This window comes from Ruegeria sp. CK3 (genome assembly GCF_056536565.1).
This window is the reverse complement of record NZ_JBQFPV010000003.1, coordinates 237,682-249,594: the sequence shown is the minus strand read 5'-3', so window position 1 is coordinate 249,594 and position 11,913 is coordinate 237,682. Positions and strand designations below refer to the sequence as shown.

Below are 11,913 nucleotides of genomic sequence, written 5' to 3'. Positions count from 1 at the left end.
ATCAGCCCTCCTTTTCAATCTTGGCGAGGCAGTCGCGAAGCGCCAGCCCATATTCGTATTTCGCCGGACAGGCAAAGCCGACAAGGCCCAGATCCTCTTCGTCCAGCTCCAGTGCACCCAGTGCCTGAGCGGTATCGGTGTCCATCACCAGCAAGGCCCGCAGCAGCTGCGTCGGCAGGTAATCCTGCGGCATCAGCCGCTCGAACACGCCTGTCGGCACCATCGCGCGGCGGCCACCATTCAGGTTGCTGGTCAGACTATACAGTTTGTTGGACAATGCCGAACCCAGAACCGGTTGGACCGAGTATTTCGACGGCATCGGACGAATCCAGCCCATCGGAATCTGATCGTGGTCTTCCCGGATGATGGTGATCTGACGTGCGAACCGGCCCAGATAGGCGGTCGGTCCCTCGGCTTGAGTACCCGACAGAACCGAGCCCGAAATAATCCGGGGTGTTCCGTCCAAGTTGATCTCTTCCTTCGTCAGCTCATCTGTCGAGGCACCCATGGCGGTGCGGATCAAACGCGGCTGACGTGCGCCCGGTCCGGACAGAGCGATCACGACATTCGGGTCCAGATGGCCGGACTGCATTAGGCGGCCAATCGCGATGACGTCCTGATATCCGATGGTCCAAACCTGTTTGTCGCCTGCGAGCGGCTCCAGGAAATGAATGTGAGTACCCGCCAGACCGGCAGGGTGCGGGCCTGCGAAGGCCGCCGCTTCCACTCCGGCAACATCTGCGCCTGGAACTGCGTCGCCATCTTTGTGGCACAGGTAGGTCTTGCCATCGGAAAGCTTGGCAACCGCCGCCAGACCGGCGGCAAAGGCGTCCCCTGCATCGGCGATGATTACGGCGGCATCAGCGGCCAGAGGCTCGCTGTCCATCGCCGTTACAAAGATCGCCGCCGGTTTGGTGTCGGGCGTCGGCATTTTCGAATAGGGCCGTGTGCGGAACGCCGTCCAAAGACCCGCCGCGCAGAGTTTTTCTGCCACGCCCTCGGCCGTGTCGCCATTGCCCACGCCCGAGAAATCAACACCCGCGTCATTCGGGTCAGAGATTTCAATCACAACGCTTTGCAAAACGCGGCGCGCACCACGGTTGATCTGAATGACCTTGCCGGTCATCGGAGCAACCATCATCGCCTCGGGGACGTCCTTGTGGCAGAATAGCGGGGTACCACGCTGCACCTCGTCGCCTTCCTGCACCAGCATGCGGGGCTTCAACCCCAAATAGTCGCCGCCCAAGGCCGCAACCTGGCTGAATTCAGGCCCCGGCTGGATCGTTTGATCCGGGGCACCCTCGATCGGCAATTCCAGCCCTTTTTTCAGTTTGAAAGTTTGCATCTCGCTACTGTCTTCCAAGCCTCTCTCCTGCGCCAGCTATCATCGCCCAATTAGAAGAGGCATCTGATAGCGCGGATGATAAACCGACCGGGTCGCAAAGAGCTATTTGCTGGTCGGAATCCGCAGGCGTGTGTCTGATGTCGGTCCTTTACGCGCCGACGACCAGAAACGCAAACCCGTTAGGCTCGAAATTATCTATTGTTTGTCACTTTGTCTTAATCGAATGTTCATATTGGCGCTAACACACCAATATTTTGCCGGGCGCACCTCTGCCGCATCCGGTGTAAGCAACAAAAATGAGCATGACCCACGACCTTGATATCTTCCTGGTGCCAACACCGGGCCTCGAAACCCCGCTCTACGCCGAGGCCACGCAGCACGGATTCGCAGGCGCACGTATCGTGCCCGGCGGCGTCAGCTGTACGGGCGATTGGTCAGAGGTCTGGCGGGCCAATCTTGTCCTGCGCGGTGCCAACAAGGTTCTGGTGCGCATCGGCAGCTTTCCTGCCGTCCATCTGGCCCAACTGGATAAACGCGCGCGTAAGTTTCCCTGGTCGAACTTTCTTCGCCCCGACGTGCCCGTCAAGGTCGAAGCTACAAGCCGCAAGTCTCGCATTTACCATGCCGGGGCGGCGCGCCAGCGTATTGAGGGCGCAATCTCTGACACCCTGGGCGCAGCGATTTCTCCCGAGGCCGATCTGCGTGTTCTACTGCGCATCGAAAAGGATCTCTGCACGCTGTCGATCGACAGCTCGGGTGAACCGCTGCACAAGCGCGGTCACAAAACCGCTGTCGCCAAAGCCCCCATGCGCGAGTCCATGGCCGCTATGTTCCTGCGCGAATGCGGGTTCGAGGGAACGGAGCCGGTTCTCGACCCTATGTGCGGCTCGGGCACCTTTGTTATTGAAGCTGCCGAGATCGCCCTTGGGCTGGCGCCGGGACGTTCGCGATCCTTCGCTTTCGAGCAGCTGTCCGGGTTCGACAAAGCGGCGTGGGAGGCAATGCGGAGCGCGTGGCGCCCATCCGAGAGCCCCCTTCAGTTCTACGGCTCCGACCGCAACACAGGCGCTGTCGAGGCCGCCTCTGTCAATGCCGAACAGGCTGGTGTGGCGGAACATACCCGTTTTCAGCATCGTGCCGTCAGCGATGTCAAACCACCCCCCGGACCCGCTGGTCTGGTTATCGTGAACCCCCCATACGGCGCACGGATCGGTGACGAAAAACGTCTGCGTTCGCTCTATGGCAGCCTTGGCAAAACGCTGATGAACCGCTTCCAGGGGTGGCGCGTCGGCGTTATCACCAGCGCCCCTGCCCTCGCCCGCGCGACGCGCCTGCCTTTTCTGCCCACTGGTCCGTTCGTCGATCACGGCGGCACGAAAATTCGCCTATATAGAACCGAGATTTTGCAATAGTGCGGTCAGCCCAATCCAGCAGAACGCGCCAGGACTTTTCCAGTTTCGCGCACAAGAAACCCTCTTGCGCATCCCAACCCACGCGTATAGACCCGCCGCCACGGTCGGAGTGTAGCTCAGCCTGGTAGAGCACTGTCTTCGGGAGGCAGGGGTCGGAGGTTCGAATCCTCTCACTCCGACCAATAAAATCAATCAGTTAAATACGAATGAACTGCGCCGCCGCAGCAGCATACCCGGATTTTGTCCGGATTATTCTGTTTTCAGGGTCTGGTTTCCGAAGAAAAGTGAAAGAAAAACCGCTGAGGGGGCGGCCACCCACCTCAACGGTAATGCAAATTTATCTGCACGAACAGAATACCAAATTCGCAGCCGGTCCGCAATCGCGGGAGGTGCATATGTCTAGGCTCAATCGCTTTGAATGGCTCAAGGCCGTTCTGCAATGCGCTGACCTCAACTCGTCAACTAAGGTAGTTGCCTCAGCGCTTTCGGTACAGTTCGCCAACGACAGGACCGGCCAACTCAATCCCTCACTAAAAACGCTTGATGAGTTCCTGGTCGGAATGTCGCTAGCAACCATCAAACGCTGCCTCAAACAGCTTGTCGAGTTCGGTTGGCTGTTTCGAACTGAAGGGCGTGGCGCAGGCAATCACACAGAATACGACCTTCGCTCCCCAACAAAAATCATCCCGTTTCGCCGGAGGAAAAAGGATGCACCGATGAGCCTTTCAGAAGGGCGAAAGGGTTCGCCCGTGAGAGACAAAGGGCGCATGGGTGATCTTTCCTATATAAAGAAAGAACAATCCATAGAACAAAACCTCGCGCTTGAGCCGGATCTGCCGAATGGTGGGCCATCCGACTCGGCGCGCGTGGGCAGTGCGCAACCCGAATTCGTCTCGCGCCAATCTTTCGGCTGCCGCCAATGGGAGCAGTTCACCGAACGAATGTTTGGTGCTTGGATCGACCGGGTACTTCCTGAAGCCATCGAAAACAACGAGCGCGGCTACTGGCTCCCCGGCAGGTTCCCTCCAACGAACAAGAACGAGTGGCCCGTGTTGCGCAGCTGGCTCATCACCGAAGGCTGGACCCTGTTTGCACCATCGAAGCAGGAACTGTGCCATGCGGTCTGAGCAAAGAGCAAGGCGACCCATGTCATACGCTGGCGCTGCTGACACGGGACCTTGCAAGGGGTGGCAAGCCTCCCCTTCGAACCCCACCGGCGGAGGCACGCCGCCCGCCAAAGCGCCGCTCACCGAGACCTTCGTCTTTCGATGTAGCGTTGCTGAGAAGGCTGAGCTTCGCGCCAAAGCCGAAGCTGCCGGAGTGTCTGCCGCGACCCTCTTGCGCGAAGCCTTGGGTCTGACGGAAGCACGTCGTCGCAAGCCTGCGCCTCGCGTCGACCCCGCTCTGGTCCTGGCACTAGGGCGCATTGGCGGTAACCTCAACCAGGTTGCGCGGGTTGTGAATCGGGCGCTTCTGATTGGTCGGGTTGACATGGATACGCTGGCCGTCGCCCGACAACTGGTTGTGATTGAACGCCAGCTTACCAAGATCCTTGATGAGGCACGACAATGCTGATCAAGTTCTTTCCCAATGGCAAAGGCGCGGGTGCTGGTCCAGTTGGCTATCTCGTCACGCGTGAGGTCTTGGCCTATGACTCCAATCGCGATCTAATCCGCGATGCTGATGGCCAGCCCATGACGGTCATACGCGATCCTTTGCCTGAAGTGCTGCGCGGCGATTCCACCCGCACCGAGGCCCTGATCGACGCCAGTCGCAATCAGTGGACCTACCGCGCGGGCGTCATCAGCTTTGCCAGCGAGGACGCACCCACCGAAGCCCAGCAGGTCGAAGTCATGAACGCCTTCGAGGCACTGGCATTCGCTGGTATGGACAGTGAGCAATTCGACTTGCTCTGGGTCCGGCACAGCCACGAAGACCGAGTTGAGCTGCATTTCTGTACACCGCGTTTGGAGCTGACAACCGGTAAAAGCCTCAACATCGCGCCACCTGGCTATCGGACAGCCTATGACAGTCTGCGCGACTTAATGAACAAGACGCACGACTGGGCCGATCCGATGGATCTGGAACGCACACAGGAGGTTCAAGCCACCGTTGAGGCCCCAACTAGGGCACAGGGCCGCGAAGAACTCCACGAATGGATCTTAGACCAGATCAGCATCGGCACCATCACCGACCGCGCAAGCATGGTCGATGCTCTGACCGACGCAGGTTTCGATATCCCCCGCGTAAGCAAAAATTACATCACGGCCAAAGACCCCGACACAGGCGAACGCTGGCGATTGAAAGGAGAGATTTTCCATGACGACTGGCAAGCCGACCCGGCTGAGCGAGAAATTGAACGCGGACTTGGACAAGATCCGAAAAGAGCACGCCGCCTTGATGGATTCTCAATTGCAGAGCTTCAGGAGCGATATTCAAGCATGTGTAACACTCGCGCGGAATACAATCGAAGCCGATACCCGCACGTTTTTGGATTGGAGCGGGACGACCTGGCAGAGTCACATCGACAAGATCAAATTCCTGATTCAGATCTCACCTTGGGCGGTGATAACGGCCTGTATGGTGTTGATCGCAGCAACCTTAGGACTGACTTTTCTGTGGAGCTGGAAACTCTCAACGATAGCCGCCTCGACGCAGCTAGAGAGGTTGGGCATCCAGGCGGTACTTCACGAGGGAGCGACTTATTTGATCCTGCCGCCAGAAACATCAAGCATGCGCACCTGTTCGGTGGCGAGCCGATTGGTTTCTTGCATCAGAGTGGAGCCAAACTAGATGGACCAATCCCTGACAGCCTTGGAGCGAGATTTGCTCGCGTGCGTCGAGCAGTTGGTGACGGCTTGCGAGACCTCCGCCTCGGAATTGCGCAATTTGGAAGAACGCTCGACGACCGGGATCGAGGCCAGGCTAAATGGCTTAACGCAGTGCATCGAGCTGCTGATGAAATCACATCTCAAGTCCGTAGCTACATTGGCCGACTTGCTGACCGAAGAACAGAACTACACCACGCTGGAAGAGAACTTGCAGACGAGTTTGAAGCTAGCGAGAGCCGCCGAAACTTTGCTGCAAGAGAGCTGAATCATGGGCTGCTTGAACGAGACCAAGACTACGGCTTCCATCTTTGATCTGAAGGAATGACGATACCCACTCATCACGAACGCTTCACCATGAGCTTCCGCCAATCCTGCGCCTGCGGGATTGACTACAGAGAATTTGAAAGAGTCGACTCGCTACCGATAGGCATTCCACTAGTTGCAATTGCAGGGGTTTGGGGCGATTGCTACAACTTACGGTGTCTGTTTATGGACACTGACGGAAATCAGTATTTGCGGAATGTGTTCAGGACCAAAAACGGCTACTTGATACCAGAACTTGGGGTCGATGCGAAAATGATCAAAATAGGCCAAGTTGTTCTAGCCTAGCGCTCAACTGCGTATTCTCAGTGAATTCGTAGCGTGAGAACTTTTCGGTATTGCACTTCTTGCATTCGTCTAGAAAGTAGAGACTCCGGTTCCCCAAAGATCGTGGGAACGTATGAGCGTTAGTCCTTTTTCCAAATGCCTTTGACCCTGTGGCGTCGCAGAATCGACACCTCATGCGGTCACCAAGAAATCGAGGCTCGTCCTCCGGTCCCACTAGTTCCTGAACGATTTTATCATAGAGTTTCACTTGTAATCCTACTCAGGTGGGCCTGGGCTGTTTTTTGCGCGTTTCTGGCGATCTAGGGCGCAGTGAGCGCCTGCTCCAACAGTCGTCTCCTGCACCGATCTCGAAAGCATCAGAAATGGCGGCAACTGGAATATCGCCCAGGTGAGCACTTTCGATCTCTGCCATAAATCTTTTTGTCGATTCTTCTAACTTCCAAAGGGCTCTGATTTCCCTCCCGGATTTGATGTTCTCTGCCACTACATCGGTGTTTATTCGCAGCCAAACAGATCGCCCCCATTGTCTCTTGAAAGGGAGAAACTCACCAATAGAACTTGTGAAGAACTCAGCTTCGTATTCTTGCAAATCAAAGCCTTTAGGGAAATCAAAGAGGCTAACCCCTCCTTCAGCCCGCACAAAAGGCGTGCCTCCATAACGCTCACTATCTGGCAACGGGGGATCTACAAAATGAAACCTGTATCTAGAATTTTCTCAAACCGAAGTACGGACGTGGTGTGCCACATACTTCCCTCAAGGTACTTTGAAATAAAGTCTGGTATTGTTACCATATTCTTTGAGTCTAAGCTTTCATATCAACCATGGATTGCGACAAAACGGGCCTCATTCAAACGGTCTTTCGCCATCGCTTAGGGTTATTACTCGAAATGGTGAAGAGTATCGGTTCTGACGCTCCCTGCAAGGTCCGCATTGGGCTGCGACCTGCCGATTTTCCCTACAGCATTTTTTGGCACGGTAAAGGCAACTTTGGGCTCTTTTTCCATTCGGCACCAACCGCAGAGAATGGCAGCTCCGAGCCCACTGTAACCGATGCTGCAAAGTCACCAAACGTCCGCTAAAGTCGTCTGGGGGAATGATCTAAGTGTCCAGCATCGATAGTGGACTCTGTGGGCGTGCGCTGTAAGTAGGTGGGAAAAGCGGTTTGGGGAGGCCGCTCACGATTAAGTTAAAGCCCCAGTTGTCCTTTCATCATAGCAAGGTATTCAGCGTCATCCATTGCCTTACGGGCTGCGATTACCTGCTCGGCATCCGGGCCTGCGATGTAGCGCAATTGATCGCTGCCATCTGTGGCGGCCTGCATGATCGTTTCTGCCACCATAATGGGGTCAGATCCTTGTGAGCCAGCGGCTTGCATAGCGGCGAGCGCCTTGTCCATAAAGGGACCATACTCAGCCTGCTCCGGGTCATAGTTAATCATTGATCCAGTTGTTTCAGCAAAGTTGGTATTGATCATTCCTGGCTCGATCAGCTTCACTTTGATTCCTATAGACTCAAGCTCGTAGGAGAGCGATTCCATCATGCCCTCTACGGCAAATTTTGAACCGTGATAGAGCGTGCCAAGCGGGAAGGTGATTTTGCCGCCCATGGAAGAGATGGTGATGATGGTTCCTTCACCTGCTGCCCGCATGTAGGGAAGCACGTTTTTCGTGACCAGCAGCGCACCGATGACGTTCACGTCGAACTGCATACGGATCGCTTTTTCGGGCGTGGATTCCAATATGCCATATGCGCCGTAACCAGCATTGTTCAAAAGCACATCGATCTTGCCAAAGCGCTCAATCGCCTCAGCCATCGCGCCTTTGATGGTCTCTTCGTTGGTCACATCGAGAGCGGTCACCAACACATTGTCTAACGCGTTCAGCTCGTCATCATCTTTTGGGTTGGAGCGCACGGTTGCGACAACGTTCCAGCCCTTCTCCTGAAAGAACTTGGCGGTCATGCGCCCGATGCCGCTGGAGCACCCTGTGATTAGAATTGTTTGTGTCATATTCATCTCCTGCCATGGTCTATGTATGCCTCGCCGGATTGGCGAAATCGGGCGCGATGCAAATCAAGAGATCACGCCATTCTTAGTGATCCCGATGGGCCTCATGCCCACCGGGTTGAATCAATGGGCCGTCATCAAAAGTCTTTGCCGTGCAGGCTGTCCAAGGCCATTTGCCCGGCGAGCTTGGCGAACCGGCCCCAGCTTTGATCGACCGAGTATTTGGACGCGTTCACCAACATGTGGTCCACTTGCTTCCGGTTCGTGAAGGCGAAGGCAGACGCCCCAAAATCGTCGATAATCACCGATTTCACGACGTTCTCGAAGTTCAGACCGTTGCCAAAATTGCCTACTCCAGAAACAAAGTCGTCTGTTGTCTCACCACAACCGCCCCATGTCAGATAGGCATTGAGCCAGATATTGGGTGGCACATTGTTGACCGCGATACCGCCATAGTCGAGCTCGTGAACGGCTGAGTGAACAGCCGCTTCGTTGGCTTTGAAGGTGTCATTGTCCACGAGCATCATGCAGCCAAGCGTGCCGAGCAGACGATTGTTGCAAAAGTCCACGGCTTTGGTGAGGTAATCGCCTGCGTCGTTTTCCGTATCCAAAGGAAGCTCGCTGAAGATTTGGCAGAAGGCTTCATTGCTGACCGCAAAATCATCTTCACCAATGCCCGGTATGAACACGAAGTCACTGTTGGGGTGGTTGCCGCCTTCGGGTTTCAATACCTCTGCGGTTGGCTGGTTCTCGAGGAACGCTTCCTTGGTCTTATCAACACCTGGATAGTAAGTAGAGGTCCCGAAAGTTGTCTCAGAGATCGCATTGCGCAACGCCTTGATGAACTGATCGCGCTGCGGCCAGTTCTTCGACGTGATGATCGTTTGTGGCCGTCCGCAAACCGCGCCGCCATTAAGCTTGCCGACCGATGCCAGTTGGATCGCCCAATGCTCGATTTCCTTGTCAGTCCACTTCCCCGGAACGATGAGGCAGGGGTTGTTGCCACCACACTCTGAAACGAGCGGAGCGCTCGCTGCGTTCTGGATCGCGTGGGCGACGCCGGTCGATCCGGTAAAGTAAATCGAGTGAAGCCCCTCGAGGGCGGACATTTCGCGTCCTTGATCGCCGTCGATGAAAGCCAGCGCGCCACGCTCGATGAGCGGGGCGAAAATCTTCGCCCACACCTTGTCAGACTCTTCGTTCAGCTGGTGCGGCTTGTGGATCACGGCTTTGTTTTCGAGAAAGAGCGCCATCGCGATCTCGATGGAGGAGCTGTAGTTGCCGGCTCCAGAGACCGCGATAATGCCGGCAGGCCTATCGAGGGGATTGACCTGCTTTGGCTCACCGGCGACATGCAGGAAGCCTCTTACTTTGCCTGCAATCAGCTTGTCTTTCTTGTAGAGCGGAAAAACCTCGATCTCGGAGCGATCATCCGGCAACTGCTTGATACCGATTGGCTTTGGCAATTCTCCGTGCACAAGCGACTCATGGAGATGCCGGATCCCCATCAGCGTATTGCCCATTGCGTTGACGGTCGTGACAATCCCTTCTGAGTGAGAAACGCCCTCTGCGCCAACCTGTTCATTCTTCATCGCTGCATCGGCGGTGCCCAATTCATCGCAGTATTTCAGGATGTTCTCCTGAATCTCCACAATAAGGGCTAGCCGTTCCACGACCGAGGTTTCGGCCCATGCTGTCGGATTGAGGCTGTCAAATGCGTCCTGCGCTTTCATGGGCAGTTCCTTAGGTAATAGATTGAATTCACAGAAATTTCTAACAAGCACTCAAAAAACCAACAATATCATTTGGTGCCATTAGACTTGCCGAAGAGGACGGATCACTCTGCTCGATTTGTCTTCGCCCTGTGGACGCGGTCCCGAAGCTCGGCCTCCCACTCACTTTGCGTCTCCTGATATTTGGCGACCATTTCCTCGTTTTCATGTATTGCGACGCCAGGCTTGTGAAGCTCAGCCGTCTCCAACATGCGGGTTCGCTCAAACGCGTCATACTCATCCATCATGCGTCCTGCGGCGTCTTTGCTATGCCCCAGAGCCTCCAACGCTGATCGCGCAGTGCGTATCGAGCTGTCATAGGTTTCACGGATGATGTCGCGGCACCCTGCATCCCACAGATCGAAGACGTGAATGCGGTCATAGGCACGGGCAATCACATGTACATTTGGATGGGTTTCGCAAACATAACGGACGAGCTCAGTGGTTTGATCCTTGCCATCAATGGCAACAATCAAAAGCTTGGCTTCGTCGATGCCCGCAGCTTTCAGGAGGTCGTGGCGAGTGGCATCTCCATAGTACACTTTGAGGTCGATTAGGCGCAGCATCTCCAATTGCTGGCTGCTGTAATCAACGACAGTCGTCTCATAGCCAGACGCACGCAATGCGATATTGACGATTCCGCCAACGCGTCCATGCCCGGCGATGATGATACCCGAGTGATCTTCGATCTCGTCTGATGCGGTGTCCTCATCAGAAATGTAGCGCGGTACGATCAAACGCTCATAGACGATAAACATCAGCGGTGTTGCCAGCATTGAGAGCGCAACCACCAACAACAAAGTGTCGGCGACACCGCCAGGGATGACGGCATTTGCAACGGTGAAGGAGAGCAAAACAAAGCCGAACTCACCTGCCTGCGCGAGACCCAGACCAAAGAGCCATTGGTCGCTGCCTCGGATTTTGAAAACCCGTGCCAAAGCCAGCAATATGATGGCTTTGACCGCGATCAGGCCAAAGGTCAGCCCCATGATGGATCCGAAGCTGCCAAAGAGCAGATCGAAATCCATACCGGCGCCAACGGTCATGAAAAACACGCCCAGGAACAGGCCGCGAAACGGATCAATATCGCTTTCAATTTCGTGGCGATATTCGCTGCTGGCGAGAACGACACCCGCGAGGAATGTGCCAAGTGCCGGCGACAGGCCAACCATTGTCATCAGAAGCGCAATGCCAAGTACCACCATCAGGGCTGTGCTCACAAAGAGCTCGCGCAGCCGCGCTCTGGCAACAAAGCGGAAGAGGGGAGTGACGAGATATTGTCCGATCACAATCACCCCACCAATGGCCATGACCGTCACGATGGCGGTCTGCCAACCGCTGAGATGTTCAACCAGAGAAATGTTGAACCCGGAGCCGGCGTGATCGTCTGCGTGGCCCGAACCGTGGCTAAGCGCTTCGGTAAGCTCCGGCAGGGCGAGAAGCGGGACCAATGCCAGCATTGGGATTACGGCGATGTCTTGCGCGAGTAGCACAGAGAAACTGGACTGCCCGCCGTCGGAGCGTGACAGGCCTTTCTCCTTCAGGGTTTGATTGACAATCGCCGTTGAAGAAAGAGCGAGCACCAAGCCAATAGCGAGCGAGACGGTCCAGGGCTGGCCGAGCACGAGAGCGATCAAGGCAAAGGCTATGGTCGTCAGACCGATCTGCAGGCCTCCAAGTAAAAAAATTCGATTGCGAAGTGCCCAAAGCTCGCGTGGGTTCATTTCCAGGCCGATCAAAAACAGCATCATTACAACGCCGAACTCGGCGAAATGCTGGAGAGCGATGACGTCTGCTCCGATCGCGCCAAGTATGGGGCTGAGCGCAATGCCCGCGATCAAATAGCCAAGGACGGACCCCAGGCCAAACCGCGTCGCCAGCGGGACCGCGATCGCACCGGCAAAGAACAATGAAAATGTGATGAGCATGAAATCAGCC

9 protein-coding genes and 1 tRNA gene are annotated in these 11,913 nt (G+C 55.7%); 5 read left to right on the top strand and 5 right to left on the bottom strand.

Annotated features, from left to right (window positions below):
• Nucleotide 1 precedes the first annotated feature (1 nt).
• Nucleotides 2-1,345: a Na(+)-translocating NADH-quinone reductase subunit A gene (locus ACR0C3_RS05410; RefSeq protein WP_480757550.1), complete on the bottom strand. Its 1,344-nt coding sequence runs from the start codon at nt 1,343-1,345 to the stop codon at nt 2-4.
• Nucleotides 1,346-1,641: 296 nt separating this feature from the next.
• On the opposite strand from ACR0C3_RS05410, the gene ACR0C3_RS05405 reads away from it, so the two are divergent.
• The 5 genes from ACR0C3_RS05405 to ACR0C3_RS05385 all read left to right on the top strand — a co-directional run bounded on the left by ACR0C3_RS05405 (nt 1,642) and on the right by ACR0C3_RS05385 (nt 5,900).
• Nucleotides 1,642-2,757: a THUMP domain-containing class I SAM-dependent RNA methyltransferase gene (locus ACR0C3_RS05405; protein WP_480757549.1), complete on the top strand. Its 1,116-nt coding sequence runs from the start codon at nt 1,642-1,644 to the stop codon at nt 2,755-2,757.
• Nucleotides 2,758-2,862: 105 nt separating this feature from the next.
• A tRNA-Pro gene (locus tag ACR0C3_RS05400) sits at nt 2,863-2,939 on the top strand.
• 24 nt (nt 2,940-2,963) lie between these two features.
• On the top strand, nt 2,964-3,884 hold the full coding sequence (locus ACR0C3_RS05395; protein ID WP_480757548.1) for a hypothetical protein: 921 nt from the start codon (nt 2,964-2,966) through the stop codon (nt 3,882-3,884).
• Between the two features lie 19 nt (nt 3,885-3,903).
• Nucleotides 3,904-4,332, top strand: a complete 429-nt coding sequence (locus ACR0C3_RS05390; RefSeq protein WP_480757547.1) for a plasmid mobilization protein — start codon at nt 3,904-3,906, stop codon at nt 4,330-4,332.
• The gene (locus ACR0C3_RS05385; RefSeq protein ID WP_480757546.1) at nt 4,326-5,900 is read left to right on the top strand and encodes a relaxase family protein; all 1,575 of its coding nucleotides are present in this window, start codon (nt 4,326-4,328) and stop codon (nt 5,898-5,900) included. The genes ACR0C3_RS05390 and ACR0C3_RS05385 overlap by 7 nt, the downstream gene beginning before the upstream one ends.
• Before the next feature lie 556 nt (nt 5,901-6,456).
• Here the strand turns inward: ACR0C3_RS05385 and ACR0C3_RS05380 are convergent.
• The 4 genes from ACR0C3_RS05380 to ACR0C3_RS05365 all read right to left on the bottom strand — a co-directional run bounded on the left by ACR0C3_RS05380 (nt 6,457) and on the right by ACR0C3_RS05365 (nt 11,903).
• A complete protein-coding gene (locus ACR0C3_RS05380) occupies nt 6,457-6,837 on the bottom strand; it encodes a hypothetical protein (RefSeq protein WP_480757545.1) in 381 nt (126 codons plus the stop codon).
• A 547-nt stretch (nt 6,838-7,384) separates the two neighbouring features.
• On the bottom strand, nt 7,385-8,206 hold the full coding sequence (locus ACR0C3_RS05375) for an SDR family oxidoreductase (RefSeq protein ID WP_170329059.1): 822 nt from the start codon (nt 8,204-8,206) through the stop codon (nt 7,385-7,387).
• 134 nt (nt 8,207-8,340) lie between these two features.
• On the bottom strand, nt 8,341-9,936 hold the full coding sequence (locus tag ACR0C3_RS05370; protein ID WP_480757544.1) for an aldehyde dehydrogenase family protein: 1,596 nt from the start codon (nt 9,934-9,936) through the stop codon (nt 8,341-8,343).
• Between the two features lie 104 nt (nt 9,937-10,040).
• Complete coding sequence (locus ACR0C3_RS05365) at nt 10,041-11,903, bottom strand: cation:proton antiporter domain-containing protein (RefSeq protein ID WP_425085312.1); 1,863 nt, start codon at nt 11,901-11,903, stop codon at nt 10,041-10,043.
• Nucleotides 11,904-11,913 lie beyond the last annotated feature (10 nt).

Coding starts and splice junctions, on each gene's coding strand:
- ACR0C3_RS05410 (WP_480757550.1), bottom strand. CDS start 1,345: ATGCAAACTTTCAAACTGAAAAAAGGGCTGGAATTGCCGATCGAGGGT.
- ACR0C3_RS05405 (WP_480757549.1), top strand. CDS start 1,642: ATGAGCATGACCCACGACCTTGATATCTTCCTGGTGCCAACACCGGGC.
- ACR0C3_RS05395 (WP_480757548.1), top strand. CDS start 2,964: ATGAACTGCGCCGCCGCAGCAGCATACCCGGATTTTGTCCGGATTATT.
- ACR0C3_RS05390 (WP_480757547.1), top strand. CDS start 3,904: ATGTCATACGCTGGCGCTGCTGACACGGGACCTTGCAAGGGGTGGCAA.
- ACR0C3_RS05385 (WP_480757546.1), top strand. CDS start 4,326: ATGCTGATCAAGTTCTTTCCCAATGGCAAAGGCGCGGGTGCTGGTCCA.
- ACR0C3_RS05375 (WP_170329059.1), bottom strand. CDS start 8,206: ATGACACAAACAATTCTAATCACAGGGTGCTCCAGCGGCATCGGGCGC.
- ACR0C3_RS05370 (WP_480757544.1), bottom strand. CDS start 9,936: ATGAAAGCGCAGGACGCATTTGACAGCCTCAATCCGACAGCATGGGCC.
- ACR0C3_RS05365 (WP_425085312.1), bottom strand. CDS start 11,903: ATGCTCATCACATTTTCATTGTTCTTTGCCGGTGCGATCGCGGTCCCG.